Raw genomic sequence first — 24,688 nt, 5'->3', positions numbered from 1 at the left:
TGTGCATCAGTGCACAAGACCTTGCGGTGATCGATGTTAGGCAGTGGAGGTGGCTGGGGCCACCGATTCGACCAACGATTCGCAAGGAGTTGGGGATGTGGGCCCGCGCGGCGCCGTCCGCGCCCGGCGGCGCGGGTCAGGGCACGGGCCTCCCCGGGTCCGGTCGCAGCATGATCGTGCGCGAGACGACGAAGGTGATCGGGATGGCCGCCACCGCCGCGACCAGCGGCGCGTACCGGTCGTCGAACCCGGCGAGGTCCACCAGCAGATAGACGCCGCCGGTCGTGATGACGAAGTTGGCGACGTTGGTGAGCGGGAAGAGCAGGAACTTCCGCCAGGTGGGACGGGTCCGGTAGGTGAACCGGGAATTCATGAAGAAGGAGCCCGTCATGCTCAGCAGGAACGCCCCCACATGGGCGGCGATGTACGGCAGGCCGTTCAGCAGCAGCAGGTAGCAGCCGTAGTACGTGCCGGTGTTCACCACTCCCACGAGGGCGAACCGGGCCATCTGTGCCGGGACCGTCATCGGTGCACGAACTCCTGGGGTTCCCGTGTCCGTCGCGGCGCCGCCGTGGTGTTCGTGGCCTTGACCAGGAAGTGCGGGCGCCTCTTCACCTCGTAGTAGATGCGGCCGACGTACTCGCCGACCACTCCGAGCATCACCATCTGGACTCCGGCGAGCGCGGTGACCACGACGAGAAGCGTGACATATCCGGGCGTCTCCACCCCCTTCACCAGCGCGACACCGACGATCCACGTCGCGTAGGCGAGGGCCACGGACAGCAGCAGCATGCCCAGGTAGAGCGCCGCGCGCAGCGGCTTGTTGTTGAAGGAGAGCAGCCCGTCGAGCCCGTAGTTGAGCAGCTTCCCGAAGGTCCAGGCGGAGCGTCCCTGCTCCCGGACGGCGTTCTCGTAGCCGAAGGTCGTCGTGCGGAACCCCACCCAGGCGAAGAGGCCCTTGGAGAAGCGGTTGTACTCGGTGAGCTCCAGCACCGCGTCGACGGTGCGGCGCGACAGCAGCCGGAAGTCCCCGACGCCGTCGACCAGCTCCACGTCCACCAGGCGGTTGATCAGCCAGTAGTAGGCGCGGGCGGTGACGGTGCGGGTGACGCGGTCGCCCGTGCGGGTGCGGCGGGCGATCACCTGGTCGTGGCCCCGCTCGTGCTCGTCGAGCATCCGGCCCACCAGCTCGGGCGGGTGCTGGAGGTCGGCGTCCATGATGACGACGACGTCGCCCTCGGCGTGCCGGAGACCGGCCAGCATGGCGGCCTCCTTGCCGAAGTTCCGGCTGAAGGAGACGTAGCGGACCCGCGGGTCGGAGGCCAGTTCCCGGAGGATCGCCAGGGTCCGGTCCGCGCTGCCGTCGTCGATGTACACCAGCTGGAACTCGTGCCCCAGCCGGGTCATCTCCTCCGTGACGCGCTCATGGAAGCGTTCGAGGATCTCCTCCTCGTCGAAGCAGGGCACCACCAGCGAGATCAGCACAGAAGTACACCAGCCGGTACATGTGTCGGAACCCGTCGCTCCGCATGACCGACGGACGTCCATTGCGTGAACTGCCTTGTTCCGTAACGGATTTGCTCGTCCGAAGCTGGCATATTCCCGCGTATGCCGATCTCCCGTCCCCGTCCGCGCGCGGGTCTCCTCCCGCTGCGCGCGGGGCGTCTTCGCAGGTGTGCGGGGCGTCTTCGCGCGGGCCGTCCCCGTCCGCGCGCCGGCTCGCTCGCCGCGCTGCTCGCGGTCGTCGCCGTCTGCGCGGGCGACGCCCTGGCGCGCGTCTTCCCGTTCGGGCACCACACGCGGAGCGTCAACGACCTGGGCAACCAGTTCGTGCCGTTCCACGCCCGGCTGTGGGACCTGCTGCACGGCGACGCGGACGGCGGAGTGCTGCTCAACTGGTCGTCCGGGTACGGGACGAGCTTCCTGCCGGACCTCGGCACCTATCTGACCAGTCCGTTCGCCCTGCTCGTGGGCGTCTTCCCGCGCGACCGGATCGATCTCGCGGTCTATGTGGTGACGGTCCTGAAGACGGCGTCGGCCGCGGCGCTCATGGCCCTGCTGCTGCTGACGCTGCGCGGCGGGCGGTGGTGGGCGGCGGGGATGCTCGGCGGTTCGTACGCGCTGTGCGGCTGGTCCCTCGCCGAGGCGTCGTACAACCCGATGTGGCTGGACGGCCTGATCGCGCTGCCCGTCCTCTGTCTGGCCGCCGAGTGGGCGCGCACGGGGAGGAGGCCCGTCGCCGCGCCGCTGCTCGTCGCGGTGATGTGGGTGGCCAACTTCTACACCGCCTACATGGCGACGCTCGGGGCGGCGCTGGTACTGGCGGCGCGGCTGTTCACCGAGCGGGACGACCGGCGGACGGCGGTCCGGGCGCTGGGGCGCGCGGTCCGCACGGTCGGGCTGGGCGTCGGGCTCTCGGCGCCCGTCCTGGTCCCCGTCTACCTGGGGACGAAGCACGCGTACCCCGGCTGGGACCGGCCGTTCGCGGCCGCCGGCTGGTCCGACGTGCTCGCCCGGCTGCTGCCCGCCACGTACACCTTCTTCACCCCGGCGCTCTTCCTCGGCACCGGCACCCTGCTCCTGGCGTGCGCCCTGGCCTTCCGGCGGGCGGTGCCGGGGCGCGAGCGGTGGACGTGGACGGGGCTGGCGGCGGGCGTCGCGCTGTCGTTGCAGTGGGAGCCCACGCACCTGCTGTGGCACGCCTTCGCCACGCCCAACGGCAGCCCGTACCGGCAGACGTTCGTACTGGCCGGGCTGGTGGTGATCGCCGCCTGGGTCTCGGTCGCGCACGGCCTGCCCGACCGGCGGGCGCTGGCGGGCGGGTGCGCGGTACTGGCGCTGATCGCGGCCGGGGCCGGTTTCAGCGCCCTGATCACGCGGTGGACGTATCCGCTGTTCGCGGTCGGTCTGGTGGCGTCGCTCGGGGCGCTCCTCCTGGCCGGGCGCGGCCGGCGGTGGACGGTGGCGGCCGCCGTGCTGCTGATCGGCGCGCAGGCCGGGCAGGCCGCCGCGACCACCGCGTTCGTCGACCGGGCGCGGCTGAACCGGCTGGACCACTACGCGCCCTGGGGCGAGCGTCAGCGGGCGCAGGCGGACGTGGTCGCGGGCGCCGACGACTGGCCGCGCACCCGCACGGACCCGGGCCGGGAGCAGACCACCACCAACGATCCGCTGCTGCTGGGCGGCCAGGGCGGCGCGTACTACAGCAGCCACACGCCCGCCGTGCTGACCGACACCATGCGGGCGCTCGGCGCGGGCTGGACGTCCAACGGCCGGGCCGTGCAGAGCCTCGACAACCCGGTCACGGACGCGGTCTTCTCGGTCGGCGCGCGGGTGCACCGGCCGCGCGACCCGTACCAGGCGTGGAACGCGCCGGACCACCGGCCGGTGACGGTGGAACGGGCCCCGGTGCCGCCGCTGGTGACGGTGCGTCCGCCGGGGGCGCCGGTGCCGTACGGCCGGTCGCCGTTCCGGAACCAGGAGAAGCTGCTCGGTTCGCGGGTCTACACGGTGCCGGGGACGGCGCTGCGCGCGGCGGGCGGCGGTGCGGTGGCGGACCGGGGCGCGGACGACTACGGGGTGGAGCGCGGCGCGTACACGCTGACCGCCACCTGTCCGGCGGGCACGGAGGCGTATCTGTGGGCGCCCGGCCTGTTCGGGTCGGCGCGGCTCGGCATGGCAGGGCACGACTCCGCGCGGCCCGGCGACGGTCCGGAGGAGGTCTGGTTCAAGGGGAAGCCGCCGGCCAAGCGCGCCCCGGTGCAGCGCCTGGGCATGGTGGACGGGGACGGGGCGGTGCGGGTGGCGCTGGCCTCCACGCGGGCGGGGACCGTGCCGCACGGGGCGATCGGCTGCCTGGACCGGACCCGGCTGGCCTCCGCCGTCGCGGGCCTGCGGCGCACCGGCGCGAGCGCCGTGCGCGTCACCGCGGACGGCGTCCGGGCCGAGCTGCCGGCCGGTTCCTCGGGGACGGTGGTGCTCGCCGCGCCCCGGATCGCGGGCTGGCGCTGCCAGGGGCGGCCGGCCGGCAGTTATCTGGGCCTGGTCGCCGTCCCGGTGCCCGCCGACGGCACCACCGTCAGCTGCGCGTTCCGGCCTCCCGGCCTGCGGGCCGGTCTGGCGGCGGGGGCGGGTTCGCTCGCCGTGCTCGTGGCCACCGGGGCGGTGCTCGCGTACCGGCGGCGGACGGGAGCAGGTACGGGGACGGGCGGGGGTACGGGAGCGGAGGCGGAGGCCGGTGCCGGGGCGCGCGCCGGGCGGCCGGAGGCCGTGCCCGCCTCCTGACGCCTGCGGGTGGAGCGTCGCCGGTGCCCCGGGTCAGCCGCCTCCGACCTCCATCTGACGGTCCAGTCGGCGGCGGATCTCCACCGGCAGCGGGTGGTGGGGGCCGTAGACCCGCTCGGTGTCGTACAGCAGTGCCTGGAGCTGGGAGCGCGCCGTCGTGTGGTCGCCGACCGCGAGCAGCAGATGGCCGATGCGGTTGCGGATCTCGAAGGCGCGGGCCGGGTCGCCGCCCGTGGCGTACTGGTTCTCGTAGTACGGGAGGACCGCACGGTACTCCGCGAGCGCGGCAGCCGGTTCGCCGAGCTGCTCCAGGCACTGGGCGGCGTCGTGGCGGAACTGGAGCGTCTGCGCGTCGGCCGGGCCCGCCTCGGCCGCGCGGTCGTCGGCGAGGCGGCGCAGCTCGGGCAGGGCGCGGCGGTATTGCCCGTCGTCCATCAGCGTGGCCGCGTACTGCTTGCGCAGGATGCGGACCACGGCGGAGTCCTCGCCGTGCTGTTCGGCCGCGACCGGGAGGATCGAGCCGAGGATGTCCACGGCCTGGGTGATGCGGCCCTCGCCGAGCAGCTTCTTGACGTCGTCGACGGCGGCGGCCACATCGGCCCGGCCGGCCCCCGGGGCGGGCGGAGCCGGTGGCGGGGGCGGGACGGCGGCCCGGTCGGGCCACGGGGCGTGCGGGCGCAGGAAGGGCCGGGTCGGGTCGAGCGGCCCGACGGGAACTCCGTTCCCCCGGGAACCGGTGTTCCAGGAGCCGGGGTTCCCGGAGCCGGAGTTCCAGGAGGGGAGCATCGGGGCGAGGTGCTCGTACACCTCCTGGGCGCCGGACGGGCGGTGCTGCGGGTCCTTGGCCAGCAGCCGCAGCACCAGCGTTTCGAGGGGCTCGGGGATGTCCGGCCTGATCCGGCGGACCGGGACGGGCGGCTCGTAGAGGTGGCGGTGCAGCACGCCGAGGGCGGTGGAACCCGCGAACGGCACGTCGCCGCTGAGGAGTTCGTGGAGGAGCACGCCGAGCGCGTACAGGTCGGTGTACGGGCCGACGGCGCCGCCCATCGCCTGTTCGGGGGCCATGTAGGCCGGGGAGCCGATCGGTGAACCGGTGTGGGTGAGGCGGGTGGTGTCGGTGTCCAGGACCGAGGCGACGCCGAGGTCGAGGACGGTGACGGTGCCGTCCGGACGGACCATCACGTTGCGGGGCTTGAGGTCGCGGTGGACGATCGGCACCGCGTGCACGGCGCCCAGGACGGCGCAGAGCTGGGCGGCGACCGAGACGGACCACTGCCAGGGGTACGGGTCGTGCTCGGCGAGGTGGTCGGCGAGGTCCGCGCCCTCGACGTACTGCATGACGAGGAACAGGTCCTCGCCGTCGCTGCCCGCGTCGTGGACGGTGACCAGGCCCGGGTGGTCGACCTGGGCGGTGACCCGGCACTCGCGGACGAAGCGGCGGCGCAGCTCGTCCGCGGCCTCGTCGGCGACGGGCCCGGTGACCCGGTCGGGGCGGAGCAGCTTCACCGCGACGCGGCGGTCCAGGCGCTGGTCGTAGGCCGTCCAGACCTGGCCCATGCCGCCCTGGCCGAGGATGGTCGCCAGTTGGTACCGCCCGCCGATGAGGCGTCCGCTCACCGCCCCTCCTCCTTACGGAGGTAGTCGCTCAGTTCGTCCAGCTCGGCACGGACCTGGTCGATGCGCTGGGGGTGGGGGGCGGGGGCCGGGGTCGGGGCCGGCTGCGGCTGCGGGGACGGCTGGACCACCGGGGTCTGATGGATCCTCGGGTCCTGCCCGGTCGGCCGCAGCGGGCCGTACGGCTGCGGCTGCCGCGCGGCGAGCGGGGGCGGCGACTGCGCGGGGAGCGGGGCGGGGGCCGGGCCCGGCGCCCCCGCCGGCACCGTGGTCGCGTAGGCGTACCCCGGCGCCGCGTACCCGGTCGCGGGGTACTGCTTCGTCAGCCGGTCGTGGTGCCGGATGTCCCCCACGAAGTAGTACGCGATCGCGCCCGCCGTCACCATCAGGAGCAGCGCGATGAGGATGCCGTCGGCAGTGGTGGGCTCGTCGTTGCCCTCCCGGCCGAGGATCGGCAGGAGCACGCACACGAACACGAACCCGGCCCCGGTCAGCCACCAGTCGAGGGCCCGGCGGCGCACGATCGCGAGGCGGAGCAGCGGGCTCCACAGGAGCAGCCCGAGCGAGCACACCGGGAGCACGGTGAACAGCACGCGCATCGAGACGATCCAGGCCCTGCTGGGAACCCGGCGCGGCGGCGTCGGCGGCGGATGACCCGGGGCGTACATGGCTGCTCCTGGAGACCTGGTCGTTGAAGATCCGCGCACGCACTCGCGCGCGCAGATCCGAGCGTAAGGGGCGACAACGACGGTCCGCCCCGGGTGGTACCGAACCGTTGTGCTTCGGATCACTCCGGGCGGACCGTACCGTCCGTCAGCCCGTCGTACATGCCCTGGATCAGCTGCCCGCCGAGCCGGCCGGCCAGCCGGAGCGCGTCCTCGAACTCGGCCAGGGCCCGGAACCGGTCCCCGTAGCGCCGCTGTTCCGCCAGCGGCAGCCGGGGCAGCTGGAGGCGGCGGGCGTCCAGTCTGGTGGCGGTGGAGGCGTAGCTGCTGGCCTGGCGGTTGTTGGCGGTGCCGCGCAGGAAACCGGCGAGGAACCACGGGTCGAGCGCGGCCGGGTCGGGGCGCAGCAGCTGGAGGTTGCGGCCGAGCGCCGCGCCCGCGGTCGCCCCGTCGACGACGCGCGCGACGGAGCCGCCACCGAGCACGGGAACGACGACGTCACCGGCCTCGACGAGGACCGGCTCCTCCGGGGGGCCGTCGGCGGGCAGGCTTCCCGAGGGGGCGGTGGCGCCGAGGACGTCGTGCTCCGTGAGGACGGGCGCCGGGCCGGTGCCGGAGCCGCCGGTACGGAGCTGGAGGGCGCCCGCGCGGGCGAGTTCGCCGACGGTGGTGAGCGGCCAGTGAGCCGGGGCGGAGAGGGTCACGGCCGGCGGGGTGAGGGTGCCGGTGAGGCCGAGCGTCTCGGTCAGCCGCTGTCGTACGCCGGCCAGTTCGGCGGGGCCGCCCGCGGCGGCCGGGGGCGGCAGGTGGCGGGCGGGGGCCAGGTCCACGTCGTCGTCGAGGAGTTCGATGACCGGGACGGCCCGGCCTGCTCCGGCCCCCCTGCCTGCGCCGGCGCCCGTGCTGTCCGGGCCGCCGGTGCCGCCGGTGCCGCCTGTGCCCTCGAACGACTGCCAGGCGTCGAGGACGGTGCGGTGCACCGCCTGCCAGTCGAGCCGGTCGCGACCGCCGGACGGGGCGGCGGACACCGCGCCGGCGGGGGCCGGTTCGGCGGGCTCGGCGGTGTCGACCAGCAGCAGTTCGGGCGAGGGGTGCAGGCCGTTGCCGGGCCTGCGGAGCACCCAGAGATGGAGCGGGATGCCGTACGGGGGAGCGGCGCCCGCCGGGAGCGCGATGACGGCGCGCAGGGCGCCCCGGCGCAGCAGATCGGCCCGGATGCGGCGGCCGGAGCGGCGCGAGGCGGCGGCCGGTGGCATCAGCAGCACGGCGGTGCCGCCCTCGCGCAGATGGGCCAGGGCGTGCTGGACCCAGGCCAGCTCGGACTCGGTACGGGCCGGGAAGCCGTACTCCCAGCGCGGGTCGTAGGCGAGCTCGTCGTGGCCCCAGTTCCGTTCGTTGAACGGGGGGTGGCAGAGCACGGCGTCGGCGGCGAGCCGCGGGAAGGCGTCGGCGCGCAGGGTGTCGCCGGTGCGTGCCGTGACCGTGCAGCCGGCGCCGGTGTGCAGGGCCAGCCGCAGCGCGGTGAGCGCGGCGAGGTCGGGGTCGCTCTCCTGGGCGTACAGGGCGGTCGGCCCGGTGACGGCGCGCAGCAGGGCGCCGGTGCCCGCGGCGGGGTCGAGGATGGTGCGGGCGGGCCGCTCGCCCGTCTCCGCCAGGGCGGCCATCAGCCCGGCGAGGCCGGGCGGGGTGAGCGTGTACTGGCGCGGATTGGCGTCCAGCTGGCGGCCGAGCAGGAACTCGAAGGTCTCCGGGGCCCCGCCCTCGGCGGCGAGTTCCGCGACGCCCCGGAGCATCGGGACGGACGGGAGGAGTTCGGCGCGGCCGGGGGCGTGAACGGCCCGCCCCGCTTCCGAGGCCGGTCCGAAGCGGGTGGTGAGGAGGTCGTCGAGGGCGAGGGACAGCACGCCGGCCATCGGCTCGTCCGCCACGGCGGCGATCTCCCGCCAGGCGGCGGGGCTGGTCCGCAGGAGGAGCAGGGCGCAGCCCGCGTGGACCAGGGCGGGGACCGGGCCCCCGGGGTGCCCGGCGAGCTGCTGCCAGACCCGTTCGCGGAGCGGCACCTCGGCGAGTTTCCCCTGGTCGCGCAGCCATTGCTCGACCTCGGACAGGGCGAAGGACGGGCTCGTCTCGGTGCCGCCGACGGGCTTGGGGAAGTCGTTGTGGCGGCGGCGCCAGTTGCTGACTGCGGCACGCCCCACCCCGGCGAGCCGTGCGATTCCCGCCGCGGTCACCTCTGTCGCGTTCTCCGGCACTGGCTGTCTCCCTGGTCCTGGCGCTCGCCCCGGCACCGGCGCTGGTCCCGGCACCGGTTCGTCGTTGTCGGCGAGCATACCGACCCGTTCACGAGGCATCGATTCACAGCGTGCATCAACCTCTTCCCCGTGAACCGCGTTGACTCGGTTCACAAGCTCTGCTGTTATTGACCCATCGCCGCAACGGGGCGATGCACGGAACCGCTCACCACTCATCTGCTTTTCGCCGGAGGGCACAGCCATGTCCCAGTTCACGCAGTCCCCGCAGCCCCAGCAGCCGTACGGCCCGGTCCAGACGCCGGGCGTGCGCCCGGCCCGTAACGGACTGGGCATCGCCGCGCTCGTCCTGGGCGTCATCGGCGCCGTGTCGGGGCTGATCCCCTTGCTGTTCTGGCTGGCGGGCATCCTCGGCGTCATCGCCCTGATCCTGGGGCTGGCGGGCCGGGGCCGGGCCAAGCGCGGCGAGGCCACCAACAAGGGCGTGACCACCTTCGGCGCCGTCCTCGGGCTGGTCTCGCTGATCCTCTCGGTGGTGGGCGCGGTGATCACGTTCAAGGCCGTGGGCGACGCGGTGGACGACATCGACAAGGCGATCTCGGAGACCACGGCCTCCGCGAAGCCGAAGCCCGGCGGGGACTCGGCCGGGAAGGGCGGAAAGGAAGGGAAGAAGGACACCGGCGAGGCGCTGGGGGCCGGGGACTCGGCCGTGTACGACGACGACCTGACGGTCACGGTCGGCGACGCCGCCTCGTACACCCCGGACGAGTACGCCGCCGGTCACACCAAGGGCAACAAGGCATACCGGGTCGCCGTCGTCGTCGAGAACGCCGGCAAGGAGAAGTTCGACTCCGCGCTCGTCAACGTCACGGCCCGCGCGGGCAAGGAGGGCGTGGACGCCGAGCAGATCTTCGACGACAAGGTCGGTGCGGGCTTCAGCGGCACGGTCCTGCCGGGCAAGAAGGTCACCGTCCAGTTCGCCTTCGACGCCCCCGCCGACGCCAAGAACCTGACGGTCGAGGTCAACCCCGGCCTCACGTACGACGCCTCCCAGTGGGACCTGAAGCTCTGACCCACCCGCAGGTTCTCTTCCCGCCGAAGCCCCACGCCCCCGGGGGCTCCGGCCCTCCCAGGAGCCCTCCCCCCGGGCTCCGGCCCCGGGCCTCACCCCCGGGCCCCGCCCCTTCCCGCCCCGACCGGAGCAGATGCACCATGCGCCTTCCCGCCCGCGTCTCGGCGGCCGCCCTGAGCGCCGCGACCGCCCTCGTCCTCGCGACGGCCTGTGACCTGCTTCCGGACGACGCGCCCGACGCCGCAGCAGCCCCCTACGCGCGGCTGACCGGCCCCGAGGTCACCAACAAGGCCCTCGCGGCGACCCGGGGGGCCAAGGCGGTGCGCATGACGGTGCGGACGGCGACACCCGAGGGACCGGTCGAGGCGTACGTCGCCACGGACGTCAGGGGCGCGTGCACGGTCACGCTCTCCATGGGCGCGGCGGGCACCCTGGAGCTGGTCCGCACGGGCGGCACGGTCCGCACCCGCTCCGACGCCGCGATGCTGCGGGCGGCCTCCACCGCACGGGGCCCGCGCGGTGACGCCGAGGTCGAGAGGCTCACCGGCCGCTGGGTGGAGCCCGGCGACGACGACCGACAGGCGAAAACGGCCGAGCGCTACTGCGACCGGGAGACGTTCCTGGGCCTCCTCGCACCGACGAGCGGAACGGCCCGCAAGGGAAAGGCCACGGCACCCGCTTCCCACACGACCGCCTCCCGCACGGCCCCCGTCCTGGCCGTCACCGGCGGGGCGGACGGCCGGAAGTGGTCGGCGAGCATCGCCACCGACGGCCGCCCCTACCTCCTGAAGCTGCGCGCCGCACCCGGCCCCGACGGCACGGGACACGGTGCGGCCCCCGTGACGGTCGAGTTCTCGGAGTTCGGCAAGCCGTTCACGGTGCAGCAGCCGAAGCCCTGACCTGCTCTCCCCCATGGGCCGCACCACCAGAACCCACCCCGCCCGGGGTGGGTTCCACGCGTCCGACGCCCGTCCGGTACAAATCCGTCCGGTACGAATCCGTCCGGTACGGGCCCACACGGTACGGGCCCGCCCCCTTCAGGAGGCGGCCCCCGCCGAGGGCTCCCTCGTGGCCCCCGCCGCAGATTCCCCCGCAGGCTTCGCCGACGGCCCGCCCCCGGGCCATGCGGCCAGGGCCAGTTCGGCGATCCCGGCGAGTTCGGCCCGGCCCGCGCCGTCCCTGGACCGCTGCGACATGCCCTGGATCACCATCGCGAAGTAGCCGGCCAGGACCCGGACATCGACGTACGCCGGCAGCTCGCCCTCCCGCTGCGCCGCCCGCAGCCGCGCCTCCCAGGCCGTGATGTTGGCGTTGCGCAGGTCGCGGAGGAAGGCGGCGACCTCGGCGTCCTGCGGGGCGATGTTGGTGGCGGCGGTGATCGTCAGACAGCCCGCCGGATGGGAGGGGTCGCAGTAGATCTCCGCCGCCTCGCGCAGGATGCGCGCGAACGCGCCGTACGCCGTGGGCTCCTCCTCCAGGGCGTTGCCCATGAACGCCCCCACGGGGCTCCGCCCGTACGCCCGGACCGACTCCTCGAAGAGCGACCGCTTGTCCCCGAAAGCGGCGTAGAGACTGCCCGGCCGGATGCCCATCGCCTCGGTCAGCTCACCGACCGAGGTGGCCCCGTAACCCCGTTCCCAGAACAACCGGGTGGCCGCCGCGAGCGCCGCGTCCCGGTCGAAGGAACGGGGACGGCCGCGCGACGCGCCACCGCCCCTGCCGCCGCGTCCGCCTCCCGTACCGCCACTGGTTCCCGTCCCGCTGCCGCCCCGGTCGCCGTCACTCATGCCCCACATTCTAGAACGCCCGCTCAAGAAGTCGTGCTAGCTTATTTTTGAGCGAGCACTCAACAAGTGGAGCTCCCGAAGAAGGGCAGTGGGCACAGCCATGACCACTCACACACTCGAAGGCAAGGTCGCACTCGTCACCGGCGGCAGCAGGGGCATCGGCCGGGGCATCGCGGAACGGCTCGGCCGGGACGGGGCCGTCGTGGCCGTCGCCCACGCCCGTACGACGGAGGCGGCCGAGGAGGTCGTGGCGGGCATCCGCGAAAGGGGCGGCAGGGCGTTCGCGATCCGGGCGGAACTGGGCACGCACGGCGACGCGGCCGCCCTGTGGTCCGCCTTCGATGCCGGGATCACCGAACACGTCCCCGGCGGCGGCGTGGACATCATCGTCAACAACGCCGGAATAGGCCGCAGTTCGGATCTGGCGTCACTCACCGAGGAGGCGTTCGACGAGCTGTTCGCCGTCAACGTCCGGGCGCCGTTCTTCATCGTGCGGGAGGGACTGGGGCGGCTGCGCGACGGCGGCCGGATCATCAACGTCTCCAGCGGTGCGGCCCGCATCGCCATGCCGGAGATCATCGCCTACGCCTCGACGAAGGGCGCCCTGGACACCTTCACCCTCAACCTCGCCAAGGAACTCGGCCCGCGCGGCATCACGGCCAATTCGGTGGCCCCGGGCATCGTCGACACCGACGTCAACGCGGGCTGGCTGCGCGGCAACGCGGAGGCCGAGGCGCACGCCGCGTCGCTCGCCGCACTGGGCCGGGTCGGCCGCCCCGAGGACATCGCCGACGTCGTGGCGTTCCTCGCCTCCGACGACGCCCGCTGGGTGACCGGCCGGGTGATCGACGCGACCGGCGGCGCGGGGCTCTGAACCCGCAGGCACGGGGCTCCGACACCGGGGGGCGGGGCGCGGGCCCCCGCCCCCGGCTCACTCGGCTCCCCGGCTCACCCGCCGCACTGCGCCAGCATCACCTTCTTGTCGGCGGCGGTGACGGGCAGTTCGTACTTCAGCGAGACCTGCGCGAACCGCACCGCGTAGGAGCAGCGGACCGGCTTGTACGGCGGCAGCCAGGACGCCGGCCCGTAGTCCCGCTTGGCGCTGTTGGCCGGGCCGTCCACCGGGAGGAGGTTGAGCGGGTCGTTGGCGATCCGCTGCCGCTTGTCCCGATCCCAGTGCGAGGCCCCCATCTGCCAGTCGTACGAGAGCGGCATGACGTGGTCGATCTGGATCCGGGTGGGCCGCTGCTTGGTCCAGTCGATGGTCGAGCCGGTGTACGGGTCCTTGAGGGTCATCGACACGACCACGCACTCCGAACCGGAGCGGAACTTCACGTTCTTGCCGTCCCTGGCGAGGAGGTCGTTGCGGGTGTCGCAGCCGTTCCGGGCGAGCGCCAGCCCGTCGATCGAGTCCTTCCACGCGTAGCCGAACTCCTCGCGCGCGTAACCGGTCCTCGGCCCCCGCCCCTTCGTCGCCACCTTCTCGATGATCTTGCGGCCGGCCGCCCGGTCCGCCTCGGACGTGAGGGGCGCGAGCCCCGGCTTCGTGCCGTCGGCGTTGTCCAGCGGGCTGGCCCCGAACCCGGTGACGGCCCGGCCGCCCTCCTCCTCGGAGGACGACGGTTCGAGATCGCAGCCGGCCAGGGTCAGCGCCGCCACCACGCCGAGGGCGGGCAGGGTCGCTCGGTACACACGGGGAGATATCACGTGAAGCCGTCCTGACGGGGAGAAAGCAGAATCCTGAAATCGTACGGATGCCTTCCCCGTCGCAGGTATTCATGAGCACGCCACGCCCGGGATGCGGCCGGAATCACACCATCCGAATCCTCCCGCCCCTCGCGCCTTTCACACCTTCCCGATGCCCAGGGTCGTCTCGGAAGGCAGCAGTCCGGACCCGATCACCGCCACCCAGGGCGATCCCAGCAGTTCGACGAGCCGTTCCCGCTCCTCCTCCCCGAGCACCCGCCACGGGGCCGCGGCCGCCTCGTCCGTACGCCGCTCGACCTCGGCGCGCAGCGCCCGCCCCGCTTCGGTCGCCACGCCGTCCCCGTCCAGCAGCCCGCGTTCCACGAGCCGTTGCCGGGCGTCCCGCCACTCCGCCCCGCTCCACCCCCGGCTCTCGAACACCTCCGGGCGCGCCGCGCCGACGGCGGCGAAGGAGACCAGCGACTCGACCGGGTCGAGCCCCGCCCCGACGAGCGCCGCGACATGACCGTCGCCCCGGTGTTCGCGCAGGACCGTGGCCGCCCACCAGAGCGCGAGGTGTGGCTCGTCCGGGCGGGGCAGCGCGGCGTTGGCCGCGGCGAGCGGTCGGCCGGCGGTGTCGGCGGCCTCCGCGACGCGCCGCACGAGCGCGGCGGCCTCGCCCAGCTCCGGTCCGGCGACCGCGTCCCCCAGCAGCTTCCGGCAGGCGCGGTCGACCGCCCGCGTCCGGGCCGCGAGCACCTCGTCCGGAGAGGCGACGGACCAGATGGCGGGCACGTACTCGCCCACCATCGCCGGACTGAAGCTGTGGAACGTGTCCGCCACCCGCCCCGCACCGGCCTCCCCGAGCGGTGCCGCGCGCCAGGCGAAATAGCCGGGCCAGCGCTCGTCGGTGCGGTGACCGAGCGCGGCGAGCTCCTCGAACGCCTCCGGCGCGTAGTACAGAACGGCGTGCAGGGGTTCCAGCAGGTGCCACATCCGCCGCACCCGGCCCAGCTCCTCGGACATGTCTCCGCCTCCGCGAGATCACTCATCTTGTCACTGACTAGATGGCCAGAGTGCTCCCCCTCCTCGAACTTGTCAACGACAAGATTCCGCGTAGCCTGCTGTACATGACCAGCGAGCGCGCCTACCACCACGGCGACCTGCGACGGGCCGTCCTCACCGCCGCACTCGACGTCATCCGCACCGAGGGCCCGGACGCGCTGAGCCTGCGCGACCTTGCGCGCCGGGCCGGCGTCTCCCACGCGGCCCCCGCCCACCACTTCAAGGACCGCACGGGCCTGCTCACCGCCATCGCCGCCGAGGGCTACGCCCTCTTCGCCGCCGAACTGGCCGAGGCCCCGGACCTGAGGGAGCGGGGCGTGCGGTACGTACGGTTCGCCGCCGAACATCCGGCGCACTTCCACGTGATGTTCCGGCCGGAGCTCCACCGCGCCGACGACCCCGAGCTGCTCGCGGCGAAGGACCGGGCCTCGGCCGAGCTGCGCGCGGGCGTCACCGGCCTCCCGGCCACCGGGCGCGGCGAGGACGACCGGCTCGCGGGCGTGGCCGCCTGGTCCCTGGCCCACGGCTTCGCCACGCTGCTGCTCAGCGGCAACCTGGACGGGGCGGTGGGAGCGCGGGACCCCGAGGCGGTCTTCCGGTCCCTCGCGGAGCTGCTGTTCGTGCCGGAGAGTTCCTGAACGCACCGGCGGGGCCGAGTGGGCGGGAGCCCGCCCCGGACGAAAACGAGCCCCCGACCGACACCCGCCGCCAACGGCCTCCCCCGGGCCCGGCTCAGGCCCGCATGCCGCCGTCCACGCGGAGGACGGTGCCGGTGACGTAGGAGGCGCGGTCGCTGAGCAGCCAGGCGGCCGCCTCGGCGATCTCGTCCGGTTCGGCGGCCCGGCCCAGCGGGGTTTGGGCGTTGAGCTGCTCGACGATGCCGGGTGAGTCCGCCTCCCACTCGTGGACCATCTCGGTGAGCGTGGTGCCGGGCGCGATGGCGTTGACGCGGATGCCCTCCGGGCCGTACGTGACGGCGGCCGACGCGGTGAGGCTGTTGACCGCCCGCTTCGCGGCGCCGTAGGCGGGCAGCCAGGGGTTGCCCATCAGGCTGCCGACACTGGAGGTGTTGACGATCGCCCCGGTCCCGGCGGTGGCCCGGATGGCGGCGATCTCGGCGGTCATGGCGAGCCACGGCCCCTTGAAGTCGACCGCGCACACCCGGTCGAAGTCGGCCTCCGCCAGCCGGTCCATCGGGCCGGGCGGCTGGGCCGTCGCGCCGTTGTTGAAGGCGGCGTCGAGACGGCCGTACACCGCCACGGCCCGGTCGACGGCCGCGCGCACGCTCGCCGGGTCGGCCAGATCGCACAGCGCGTACTCCGCGGTGCCGCCCGCCGCCCGGATCTCCTCGGTCACCGCCTCCAGCTGGGCCTCCGTACGGGACGCGAGGAGCACCCGCGCGCCCTCACGGGCGAAGAGCCGGGCCGCAGCGGCGCCGATGCCCCGGCCGGCTCCGACGACGAGGGCGACCTTGCCGGAGAGCAGACCGGGCCGTGCGGTGGATGTGATCGTCGTGTCGTTCATGCCGACGAGCCTGCGCCGGGCCGGACCCCTCATCCAGGCACCGGCAGTACCTGGCTGGGCCGGCCGGGGCCCGCGCACACTGGAGGGGTGGACCGACGAGAACTGGCAGGTTTCCTGCGCAGCAGGCGCGAGCGGATCGCCCCCGCCGAGGTGGGGCTGCCCGCCGGGCCGCGCCGCCGCACCCCGGGGCTGCGCCGCGAGGAGGTGGCGCAGCTGGCGTTCATCTCGACGGAGTACTACACGCGGCTGGAGCAGGCCCGCGCCCCGCACCCCTCCCGCGAGGTGCTGGCCCAGATCGCCCGCGCCCTGCGCCTCTCGGACGCCGAGCGCGACCACCTGCACCACCTCGCCGGCACTCCGCCCGGCCCCCTGCCCGGCCCCTCCAGGGAGGTGCGGCAGAGCATCGTCGACCTGCTGGACCGGCTCCCGGAGGCCGCGGCGCTCGTGCTGTCGGCGACGTACGAGGTGATCGCCTGGAACGGCCTGGCCGCGGCCCTGATGGAGGACTTCTCCGCACTGTCGCGCCGCGACCGCAACCTCGTCCGGCGCGCCTTCCTCGGCCCGCACCGGCACGGCCGGCCGCTGTACGGCGTCTCGGACGCGGACGAGTTCGTCCGGACCTCGGCCCAGCACCTGCGCGCGGCCGCGGCCCGCTACCCCGACGATCCGGAGGTGACCGGCCTGGTCGAGGAACTCCTCGCCGGGAGCGAGGAGTTCGCCCGCATCTGGGCGGGCCACGACGTGACCGCCCGCCCCACCCTCTGCAAGACCTTCCACCACCCCCTGGTCGGCCCCGTCTCCGTCAACTGCGACGTCCTGGACATCGCCGACCGGGACCAGCGGGTCGTCATCTACACCGCCGCCCCCGGCTCGCCGTCCGAGGAGGCACTGCGCCTGCTGTCGGTCATCGGCACCCAACGCCTGGACGTGCCCTCGGAGGCATGACACCCGGCGGCCGCCCGCGCCTCCCGCCCCGGCACAATGTCCGGCAGGAGGTACGAGGATGAGTTTCCGGCTGGCGGCGTACGCCGTGTGTATCGAGGAGGGGCGCGTGCTGCTCGCCCATCACGTCTCGCGGACCTGGACCCTTCCGGGCGGCAGGGTCGAGCACGGGGAGGACCCGTTCGACGCGGTGGTCCGGGAGGTCGCCGAGGAGACCGGCTGCGAGGCGGTGGTCGAACGCCTGCTGGGCGTGGACTCGCGGCTGATCCCCGCCGCCGAATGCGCCGTGCCCGGCGGCCCCGGCCACCAGAACGTCGGCGTCTTCTACCGGGTCCGCATCACCGGCGGCCGGCTCCGCCCCGAACCGAACGGCGACACCGTCGAGTCGGTCTGGACCCCGCTCCCCGACGTCACCGGCCTGCGCCGGTCGTCCCTGGTCGACATCGGCCTGGCCCTGGCCCGCACCACCCCGGCAACCGGCCACGTCGCCCCCGTACCGGTCGGCGGCCTGATCCAGCACTGATCCCGCACCGCTCCGGGGGCACCGGTCGCGGCCCCGGAGCCGGGACAACGTACATCCACGTGAGTTACGTCGATGTACGTTTCACTCACGCATGATCCGTCGAGACCCGGAAGGCAGACCCGTCGTACCGAACTCATCGACGGCCCCGTTGCTCACGGTGGGTCCGGCGGAGGTCGAGGACGACGTACGCCCGGACCTGGCGCTCACCCCCGCGGATCTGCTGACCGCCGGGGGTCCGTGAAGGTTTTCTCCCGGCCCCGTTGTCAGTGCCGGGTGCGAGACTGCCCGGCATGATCGAGCCGAACCCGAAAGCGGACCTCCTCCAGTATCTGCAACAGGGTCGCGACGCCCTCGTGTGGAAGCTCGACGGGCTCTCCGAGTACGACATACGCCGCCCGCTGACCCCCACGGGCACGAACCTGCTCGGGCTGCTCAAGCACCTCGCGGGCGTGGAACTGGGCTACTTCGGCGACACGTTCGGGCGGCCGTTCTTCACCGGGGAGCCGCCGTCCTGGTGGTACACGCGGGACGCGGAGCCCAACGCGGACATGTGGGCCACCTCGGACGAGTCCCGCGAGGACGTCGTCGGGCTGTACCGCCGGGCCTGGGCGCACTCCGACAGCACCATCGAGGCCCTCGATCTCGACGCCACCGGTCACGTCCCGTGGTGGCCCGAGGAGCGCCGGGAGACGACGCTCCACCACCTCCTGCTCCGTGTCATCTCCGACACCCAGCGCCACGCCGGCCACGCCGACGTGGTGCGGGAACTCATCGACGGCTCCACCGGCTACACCCCGGTCCAGGACAGCCTGCCGTCCCACGACCCGGCCTGGTGGAAGGACCACCACGCCCGGCTGGAACGGGTGGCCCGGGAGGTCCAGGAGGTTCAGGAAGTCCGGGGAGACGCCGGCTGATCGTTCCCGCGTCCCCTCCTGCCGCGTTCACCCGGCCGTGAACTCGTACTGCAGCTCGTACAGATGCCCCGCCTTGACCATGACGGTCGCCTCGACGGGCCGGTCGCCGTCGCTGTGGACGACACGCAGGGTGCGGAGCACCGGAAGGTCGCCGGGCAGCCGCAGCACCCGGTACTGCTCCTGTGTCGGGACCCGCGCGGAGACCCGGTCCACGGTGTGCCACCCGGGCGCGGATTGCGCATCGTGAACGAGCTCGCCGACGGCTTCGGGGTCGACGATCCCACCGTCGGCAAGACCGTGTGGCTCGCGTTCGAGGTGCCCGCGCCGTCCCGTGGCCGCCGGTGAGGGGCCTGAAGCGGCGTCACGCGCTGCGGGCGCCCGGGGGTTGGGTGTGGGGCTGGTTGCTCTCCAGGAGCATGGGGAAGGTGCCGACGGCGTCGAGGGCCATGGACAGTTCGGCGATGATCTTCGGGTCGTCCAGTGGGCCCCGCAGGAACTCCTCCAGGCGGTGCATGCGGTAGCGGACCGTGTTCTGGTGGCAGAACAGGCGGCGGCCCGCCTCGGCCGCCGAGCCGTGGGCCTCCAGCCAGCCGCGGGCGGTGGCCAGGAGGGTGGTGCGGTCCTCCTCCGGCAGGGAGAGGACCCCGCCGAGGATGCGCTGCACGGCGCGCTGGGTGGTCTCCAGGTTGTTCATCACCAGCTCGGTCAGCGGGGTGTCGTCGAGCTGACGCACCGCCGCGCTGTCGGCGGTGAGCGACTGCTGGGCGACCTGGGCGTAGCGCAGGGCGCGGCTCGTCTGGTCGAGCCGTTCGTAGAGCGGGCTGACGCCCACGCGGCTGGTCGCGACGGCGCGCACGGCGTCGAGGACCTCCTCCACCGACTGCCGCGGCGGGCAGGAGAGCACCCCGATCTCGGAGCCGGGCTGTGCGCGCCAGGCGTGGCCCACGTCGAGGGCGCGCAGTCGCCGGTCCAGTCCCGGAAGGGGGGGTTCGCCGCTGGTCGGGACCTCCGCCGCCACGACGAGGAACCGTCCCTGGAAGGGGAAGTCGAGCATGCGCGCGACCTCCCAGACGGTGTCGCTGCTCAGCGAGGGCCCGTCGATGAGTTCGGAGACCAGGGCGGAGCGCCTGCGGTCCGTCTCCACCATCCGTTCCGCGCAGGTCTCGCGGTAGGCGTCGGTGAGGGCCGTCGAGTAGTCGTCGGCCAGCTCCCAGATGTGCGAGGCGGAGTCCAGCAGGGCGCCCGGGGCCTCGCCGCCCGCTTCCCGTGCCGTGTCGAGGAGTTGCTCCCAGAGGTGGCGGAAGCCGAGCCGGTAGGCGCGCAGCACTTCCGGCAGCGGGGCGTTCTGCAGGGCCCGTTTGCGGCCGGTCTCCGTGGGGCCGACCAGGTCGACCGTCGCCGAGGTGTGGTCGGTGAGGTGTTTGAGGACGTAGGAGACGTTCAGCCGCATCGAGGCGTGCAGGTCCTCGGGGCCCACGACCATGGACCGGTAGAAGTCGATGTTCTCGTAGATGAGTTGCGACATGGTCGAGGCGATGGAATCGAGTCGGGGCGTCAGGGCCTCGGCGAGTTCGGCCACCAGGAGGCGCGAGGGTGTCGTGGGCACGGTGCGAGCCTAGAACAGCCTGAACTGTGGTCTTTCCACAACGGGCGAAACGGGGACGAGGTCTTTGTCGTCTGCTACAGAGGTCGCTGTAGGTGTCGACATGGTGTGCGGCATCCGGTGGCTGTGAGGATCGCCATGTTGAGACCGACGTGTGCGCATGAAAGCGGAATGACGTGAGCAACCTCTCCACTGTTCTGACCGAAGCCGCCGGGCTGCACCCCCGGCGTCCGGCGCTGCGGATCGGGGGAACGGTCCTGACCCTGCTCGACCTGGACGAGCTCAGCGCCCGCGTCGCCGGTGGTCTGCTGGCGCACGGGGTGCGCCCCGGTGACCGGGTGGAGGCCGCGGTGTGCGGCGATCCCGCCCTGCCCGTCCTGTACTTCGGGGCGCTGCGTGCCGGGGCGATCGCCGCCGTGGCGGCGCCCCGGCCCCGGTCCGTGGCGGTGCGGTCGCGCGGTTCCGTCCGCGGTGCGCGTCTGGTGTTCGCCCCGCCCGTGGGCCGGGCCGCCGCGGGCCGGGAGGCGAACGGTACGACCGTCGTCCGGGTGGGCCCCGACTTCCTCGACCAGGTGGCGTTCTGGCCCCAGCACCCCGGGGTCGTCCACCGCGGGGACGGCGACGTCGCGGTCGTGGCCGGCTCCGTCGGCCGTCTGCGCTCCGTGTACACGCACGGGGCGGCCCGTGAGGTGGTGGCGGCCTCGGGCGGCGGCCCGCTGTCCGCGCCGGGGCTCCCGGGCGGGCGCCCGGCCCTGCGGCCCCGGGGGCGCGGCCCGGCCGGCCTCGTCGGGGCGCGTCTGTTCGCCCCGCTCACCCACACGGCCGGGAGCGGTTGCTGATGCTGTGGCGGCTGGTGCTGGCGGCGCTCCAGGACGACACCCTGGACGAGGACCGGCGGCTGGCGATCCTGGCCCGGGGCGCGGCCCGGCTCGCCGCCCACCGCCTCCCCGAGGGCCGGGGGCCCACTCCCGACGACGTCATGCGGGTGGCGTTCGAGGAGTTCGCGGTCGTGATAGACGCCGCCCAGGCCCGTACGGCCCTTCGGCAGCAGGGGTGACGGAGTGACCGGGCGCCCGGTCCCGGCGCGTGTGCGCCGGGCCGGGACCGGGCGCCGGGGTCAGGAGCCCAGGATCGTCGTGAGGAACTCGCCCGTCCACGCCAGCAGTTCGCGGCCCACCACCGGCTTCCCGCCGATCCGGCCCGTGGTGGGGCGGGGCACGAGGATCTGGTGGGTGGCCGGTTTGATGACCGTCTTGGGGTGGAGGCGCTTGAGGCGCAGCTCCTGCGACTCGCGCAGCTCGACCGGGGCGAAGCGGATGTTCGGGCCCTGGAGGACGATCTCGCCGACCCCGCAGGCGCGGGCCAGCATGCGCAGCCCGGCGACCAGCAGGAGGTTCTCGACCGGCTCGGGGAGCTTGCCGTAGCGGTCGGTCAGTTCCTCCCGTACGGCCCGGATGTCGTCCTCCGTGCTGGCGGAGGCGATGGCGCGGTACGCCTGGAGGCGCAGCCGCTCGCCGGGGGCGTAGTCGTGCGGGACGTGGGCGTCGACCGGGAGCTCGATCTTGACCTCCAGCGGCGGTTCCTCCTCCACGCCGCCTTCGAGGGAGGCCCGGTAGTCGGCGACGGCCTCGCCGACCATGCGGACGTACAGGTCGAAGCCGACGCCCGCGATGTGGCCGGACTGCTCGCCGCCCAGGAGGTTTCCGGCACCGCGGATCTCCAGGTCCTTCATCGCCACGTACATGCCCGCGCCCATCTCGGTGTGCTGGGCGATCGTGGCCAGGCGTTCGTGGGCGGTCTCGGTGAGCGGCTTCTCCGGCGGGTAGAGGAAGTACGCGTAGCCGCGCTCGCGGCCCCGGCCGACCCGGCCGCGCAGCTGGTGGAGCTGGGAGAGGCCGAAGTTGTCGCCGCGCTCCACGATCAGGGTGTTGGCGTTGGAGATGTCGATGCCGGACTCGACGATGGTCGTGGAGACCAGGACGTCGAACTTCTTCTCCCAGAAGTCCACCACCACCTGTTCCAGGGCCTGTTCGGACATCTGGCCGTGGGCGGTCGCGATCCGGGCCTCGGGGACGATCTCGCGGAGCCGGGCGGCGGCGCGGTCGATCGACTCGACGCGGTTGTGGATGTAGAACGCCTGGCCCTCGCGGAGCAGTTCGCGGCGGATGGCCGCGCCGATCTGCTTCTCCTCGTACGGGCCGACGAAGGTGAGGACCGGGTGGCGCTCCTCGGGCGGGGTGGTGATCGTCGACATCTCGCGGATGCCGGTCACGGCCATTTCGAGCGTACGGGGGATGGGCGTCGCGGACATGGTGAGGACGTCCACGTTGGCCCGGAGCTTCTTCAGCTGCTCCTTGTGCTCGACGCCGAAGCGCTGTTCCTCGTCGACGATGACCAGGCCCAGGTCCTTGAACCTCGTCTCGGAGGAGAACAGGCGGTGGGTGCCGATGACCAGGTCGACGGAGCCCTCGCGGAGCCCTTCGAGGGTCGCCTTGGACTCGGTCTCGGACTGGAAGCGGCTCAGCGCGCGTACGTTGACCGGGAATTGGGAGTAGCGCTCGGTGAACGTGCCGTAGTGCTGCTGGACCAGGAGGGTCGTCGGTACGAGGACGGCGACCTGCTTGCCGTCCTGGACCGCCTTGAACGCCGCCCGGACCGCGATCTCCGTCTTGCCGTAGCCGACGTCGCCGCAGATCAGCCGGTCCATCGGGACGGACTTCTCCATGTCCTCCTTGACCTCGGCGATGGTGGAGAGCTGGTCGGGCGTCTCCGCGTACGGGAAGGCGTCCTCCAGTTCGCGCTGCCAGGGGGTGTCGGGGCCGAAGGTGTGGCCGGGGGCCGCCATCCGGGCCGAGTACAGCTTGATCAGGTCGGCGGCGATCTCCTTGACGGCCTTCTTGGCGCGCGCCTTGGTCTTGGTCCAGTCGGCGCCGCCGAGCCGGTGCAGGGTGGGCGCCTCGCCGCCGACGTACTTGGTGACCTGTTCCAGCTGGTCGGTCGGGATGTACAGGCGGTCGCCGGGCTGGCCGCGCTTGGCGGGGGCGTACTCGACGAGGAGGTACTCGCGGGTGGCGCCCTGCACGGTGCGCTGCACCATCTCGATGTAGCGGCCCACGCCGTGCTGTTCGTGGACGATGTAGTCGCCGGTCTCCAGCGTCAGCGGGTCGATCGTCTTGCGGCGGCGGGCCGGCATCCGGCCCAGGTCCTTGGTGGCGGTGCGCTGGCCGGTGAGGTCCGTCTCGGTCAGGACGGCGAGCTTCAGCGCCGGGTCGACGAAGCCGTGGTCGATCGCGCCGCAGGAGACGTGGACGACGGACGGGGAGATCTCCGCCAGGTCCGGGTCGAGGCGGGCGGCGATGCCCTCGCCGCCCAGCAGCTCGACGGTGCGGGAGGCCAGGCCCTGGCCCTCGGTGACGTAGACCGTGCGCCAGCCGTCGGCGATCCAGCCCTTGGTGTCGGCGAACGCGCGGGCGGTGTCGCCCCGGTACGCCTCCGGGGCGTGCATCGTGAACTTGAGGGTGTCCTCGTCGAGCTCGTCGTCGGCGGCGAACGGGGAGACCGACCACCACATCATCCCCAGCTCCCGGGCCCGGTCCCGGACGTCCGCGATGCCCCACAGGGAGGCCGCGCCGACGTCGATCGGGGCCTGTCCCCCGCCCGCGGTGGCGGCCCAGGACGCCTGGAGGAACTCCTGGCTGGTGGCGACCAGGTCGGCCGCCCGGGTGCGGACCCGCTCCGGGTCGCAGACCAGGGCCATCGAGCCCTTCGGCAGCACGTCGAGGAGCAGCTCCATGTCGTCGACGAGGACCGGGGCGAGGGATTCCATGCCCTCCACCGCGATCCCCTCGGCGATCTTGTTGAGGAGTTCGCCCAGTTCGGGATGGGCCTCGGCGAGCGCGGCGGCCCGCTCGCGCACCTCGTCGGTGAGCAGCAGCTCGCGGCAGGGCGGGGCCCACAGCCCGTGTTCGGCGATCTCCAGCGACCGCTGGTCGGCGATCTTGAAGTAGCGGATCTCCTCGACGTCGTCGCCCCAGAACTCCACCCGAAGGGGGTGTTCCTCGGTCGGCGGGAAGACGTCCAGAATGCCGCCGCGCACGGCGAATTCGCCGCGTTTCTCGACCAGTTCGACCCGGGCGTACGCCGCGGCCGCGAGCGCCTCGACCGTCTTTCCGAGGTCGGCGGCCTGCCCGATGCGCAGCGACACCGGCTCCAGGTCGCCGAGCCCCTTGACCTGCGGCTGGAGCACGGAGCGGACGGGGGCGACGACGACGGAGACCGGCCCGGTCTCCGGGTCGTCCTCCCGGGGGTGCGCCAGGCGCCGCAGCACGGCGAGGCGGCGGCCCACGGTGTCCGAGCGGGGCGAGAGCCGCTCGTGCGGCAGGGTCTCCCAGGACGGGAACTCCGCGATCGTGTCCGGCGGCAGCAGGGTGCGCAGCGCGGCGGCCAGGTCCTCGGCCTCCCGGCCGGTCGCGGTGACGGCGAGCACGGTGCGCCCGGTCTCGCGGGCCAGCGCGGCGACGGCGAAGGGGCGGGCGGCGGGCGGGCCGACGAGGTCCACGTGCATCCGGTGGCCGGCGTCGGCGGCCTTCACCGCTTCGGAGAGTGCCGGATCACGTACGACGACATCCAGCAGACCGTGCAGACTCATGAAGGGCTTCCGTCCGGGAACGAGGGCGGGTCCCGACAGCCGGCTGCTGCCAGGGCCGCGCGAGGGGCAACGCGAAGGACCCGACACGTCTCACGGGCCGGGGGAATCCAGC

At 73.5% G+C, this 24,688-nt stretch carries 22 protein-coding genes and 1 pseudogene; 11 read left to right on the top strand and 12 right to left on the bottom strand.

Annotated elements, in window-relative coordinates; translation table 11 throughout:
* Positions 1-136: 136 nt before the first annotated feature.
* Positions 137-526 (bottom strand): GtrA family protein, encoded by a 390-nt coding sequence (locus ACFYW1_RS16585; protein ID WP_388992530.1) that lies wholly within the window; start codon positions 524-526, stop codon positions 137-139.
* Entirely contained in the window at positions 523-1,485 is a 963-nt protein-coding gene (locus tag ACFYW1_RS16580) for a glycosyltransferase family 2 protein (protein ID WP_388992527.1), read from the bottom strand. Before ACFYW1_RS16580 ends, ACFYW1_RS16585 begins: the two co-directional genes overlap by 4 nt.
* 123 nt (positions 1,486-1,608) lie before the next feature.
* Here ACFYW1_RS16580 and ACFYW1_RS16575 point away from each other — a divergent pair, with 123 nt between their 5' ends.
* Positions 1,609-4,284 carry a YfhO family protein gene (locus ACFYW1_RS16575; RefSeq protein WP_388992524.1) on the top strand — a complete coding sequence of 892 codons (2,676 nt, stop codon included), beginning with the start codon at positions 1,609-1,611 and terminating at the stop codon, positions 4,282-4,284.
* Positions 4,285-4,317: 33 nt separating this feature from the next.
* Here ACFYW1_RS16575 and ACFYW1_RS16570 read toward each other — a convergent pair whose 3' ends face one another.
* The 3 genes from ACFYW1_RS16570 to ACFYW1_RS16560 all read right to left on the bottom strand — a co-directional run bounded on the left by ACFYW1_RS16570 (position 4,318) and on the right by ACFYW1_RS16560 (position 8,815).
* Positions 4,318-5,901, bottom strand: coding sequence for a protein kinase (locus ACFYW1_RS16570; RefSeq protein ID WP_388992521.1), 1,584 nt, complete (start codon positions 5,899-5,901; stop codon positions 4,318-4,320).
* Positions 5,898-6,566: a hypothetical protein gene (locus tag ACFYW1_RS16565; RefSeq protein WP_388992518.1), complete on the bottom strand. Its 669-nt coding sequence runs from the start codon at positions 6,564-6,566 to the stop codon at positions 5,898-5,900. Before ACFYW1_RS16565 ends, ACFYW1_RS16570 begins: the two co-directional genes overlap by 4 nt.
* Positions 6,567-6,685: 119 nt before the next feature.
* The gene (locus ACFYW1_RS16560) at positions 6,686-8,815 is read right to left on the bottom strand and encodes an N-6 DNA methylase (protein WP_388992515.1); all 2,130 of its coding nucleotides are present in this window, start codon (positions 8,813-8,815) and stop codon (positions 6,686-6,688) included.
* A gap of 241 nt (positions 8,816-9,056) precedes the next feature.
* On the opposite strand from ACFYW1_RS16560, the gene ACFYW1_RS16555 reads away from it, so the two are divergent.
* Both ACFYW1_RS16555 and ACFYW1_RS16550 read left to right on the top strand, forming a co-directional pair.
* Positions 9,057-9,884: a DUF4190 domain-containing protein gene (locus ACFYW1_RS16555; RefSeq protein ID WP_388992512.1), complete on the top strand. Its 828-nt coding sequence runs from the start codon at positions 9,057-9,059 to the stop codon at positions 9,882-9,884.
* A 140-nt stretch (positions 9,885-10,024) separates the two neighbouring features.
* Positions 10,025-10,783: a hypothetical protein gene (locus ACFYW1_RS16550; protein ID WP_388992509.1), complete on the top strand. Its 759-nt coding sequence runs from the start codon at positions 10,025-10,027 to the stop codon at positions 10,781-10,783.
* A 138-nt stretch (positions 10,784-10,921) separates the two neighbouring features.
* Here ACFYW1_RS16550 and ACFYW1_RS16545 read toward each other — a convergent pair whose 3' ends face one another.
* The gene (locus ACFYW1_RS16545; RefSeq protein WP_388992506.1) at positions 10,922-11,671 is read right to left on the bottom strand and encodes a TetR/AcrR family transcriptional regulator; all 750 of its coding nucleotides are present in this window, start codon (positions 11,669-11,671) and stop codon (positions 10,922-10,924) included.
* 100 nt (positions 11,672-11,771) lie between these two features.
* Here ACFYW1_RS16545 and ACFYW1_RS16540 point away from each other — a divergent pair, with 100 nt between their 5' ends.
* On the top strand, positions 11,772-12,545 hold the full coding sequence (locus tag ACFYW1_RS16540; RefSeq protein ID WP_388992503.1) for an SDR family oxidoreductase: 774 nt from the start codon (positions 11,772-11,774) through the stop codon (positions 12,543-12,545).
* 74 nt (positions 12,546-12,619) lie between these two features.
* Here ACFYW1_RS16540 and ACFYW1_RS16535 read toward each other — a convergent pair whose 3' ends face one another.
* Together ACFYW1_RS16535 and ACFYW1_RS16530 are read right to left on the bottom strand one after the other, a co-directional pair.
* Positions 12,620-13,378 carry an HNH endonuclease family protein gene (locus tag ACFYW1_RS16535; RefSeq protein WP_388992500.1) on the bottom strand — a complete coding sequence of 253 codons (759 nt, stop codon included), beginning with the start codon at positions 13,376-13,378 and terminating at the stop codon, positions 12,620-12,622.
* Between the two features lie 138 nt (positions 13,379-13,516).
* The gene (locus tag ACFYW1_RS16530; protein WP_388992497.1) at positions 13,517-14,383 is read right to left on the bottom strand and encodes a hypothetical protein; all 867 of its coding nucleotides are present in this window, start codon (positions 14,381-14,383) and stop codon (positions 13,517-13,519) included.
* Positions 14,384-14,487: 104 nt separating this feature from the next.
* Here ACFYW1_RS16530 and ACFYW1_RS16525 point away from each other — a divergent pair, with 104 nt between their 5' ends.
* The gene (locus ACFYW1_RS16525; RefSeq protein ID WP_388992754.1) at positions 14,488-15,060 is read left to right on the top strand and encodes a TetR/AcrR family transcriptional regulator; all 573 of its coding nucleotides are present in this window, start codon (positions 14,488-14,490) and stop codon (positions 15,058-15,060) included.
* Between the two features lie 94 nt (positions 15,061-15,154).
* Here the strand turns inward: ACFYW1_RS16525 and ACFYW1_RS16520 are convergent, their stop codons facing one another.
* Positions 15,155-15,946: an SDR family NAD(P)-dependent oxidoreductase gene (locus ACFYW1_RS16520; protein WP_388992494.1), complete on the bottom strand. Its 792-nt coding sequence runs from the start codon at positions 15,944-15,946 to the stop codon at positions 15,155-15,157.
* 87 nt (positions 15,947-16,033) lie between these two features.
* Between ACFYW1_RS16520 and ACFYW1_RS16515 the strand changes: the two genes are divergently transcribed.
* The 4 genes from ACFYW1_RS16515 (at position 16,034) to ACFYW1_RS16500 (ending at position 18,325) form a co-directional block, all read left to right on the top strand.
* A complete protein-coding gene (locus ACFYW1_RS16515; protein WP_388992491.1) occupies positions 16,034-16,891 on the top strand; it encodes a helix-turn-helix transcriptional regulator in 858 nt (285 codons plus the stop codon).
* Positions 16,892-16,949: 58 nt separating this feature from the next.
* Positions 16,950-17,411: an NUDIX hydrolase gene (locus ACFYW1_RS16510; RefSeq protein WP_388992488.1), complete on the top strand. Its 462-nt coding sequence runs from the start codon at positions 16,950-16,952 to the stop codon at positions 17,409-17,411.
* Between the two features lie 91 nt (positions 17,412-17,502).
* Complete coding sequence (locus tag ACFYW1_RS16505) at positions 17,503-17,652, top strand: hypothetical protein (RefSeq protein ID WP_388992485.1); 150 nt, start codon at positions 17,503-17,505, stop codon at positions 17,650-17,652.
* Between the two features lie 49 nt (positions 17,653-17,701).
* Positions 17,702-18,325, top strand: coding sequence for a DinB family protein (locus ACFYW1_RS16500; RefSeq protein ID WP_388992482.1), 624 nt, complete (start codon positions 17,702-17,704; stop codon positions 18,323-18,325).
* Between the two features lie 27 nt (positions 18,326-18,352).
* Here ACFYW1_RS16500 and ACFYW1_RS16495 read toward each other — a convergent pair.
* Positions 18,353-18,541: pseudogene (locus ACFYW1_RS16495) on the bottom strand (UTRA domain-containing protein); the annotation flags it as partial.
* Positions 18,542-18,686: 145 nt separating this feature from the next.
* Positions 18,687-19,931, bottom strand: a complete 1,245-nt coding sequence (locus ACFYW1_RS16490) for a PucR family transcriptional regulator (RefSeq protein ID WP_388992479.1) — start codon at positions 19,929-19,931, stop codon at positions 18,687-18,689.
* Between the two features lie 173 nt (positions 19,932-20,104).
* Between ACFYW1_RS16490 and ACFYW1_RS16485 the strand changes: the two genes are divergently transcribed.
* Together ACFYW1_RS16485 and ACFYW1_RS16480 are read left to right on the top strand one after the other, a co-directional pair.
* A complete protein-coding gene (locus ACFYW1_RS16485; protein WP_388992477.1) occupies positions 20,105-20,767 on the top strand; it encodes an AMP-binding protein in 663 nt (220 codons plus the stop codon).
* On the top strand, positions 20,767-20,985 hold the full coding sequence (locus tag ACFYW1_RS16480) for a hypothetical protein (protein ID WP_388992474.1): 219 nt from the start codon (positions 20,767-20,769) through the stop codon (positions 20,983-20,985). Before ACFYW1_RS16485 ends, ACFYW1_RS16480 begins: the two co-directional genes overlap by 1 nt.
* A 60-nt stretch (positions 20,986-21,045) precedes the next feature.
* On the opposite strand, the gene mfd is transcribed toward ACFYW1_RS16480, so the two are convergent.
* Positions 21,046-24,576 (bottom strand): transcription-repair coupling factor, encoded by a 3,531-nt coding sequence (mfd, locus tag ACFYW1_RS16475; protein WP_388992471.1) that lies wholly within the window; start codon positions 24,574-24,576, stop codon positions 21,046-21,048.
* Positions 24,577-24,688: the final 112 nt, after the last annotated feature.

The sequence above is a fragment of the Streptomyces sp. NPDC002669 genome, assembly GCF_042889165.1.
Taxonomy (GTDB): Bacteria; Actinomycetota; Actinomycetes; order Streptomycetales; family Streptomycetaceae; genus Streptomyces.
Note: the sequence above shows the minus strand (reverse complement) of the source record. Positions and strands in the feature narration are given on the sequence as shown.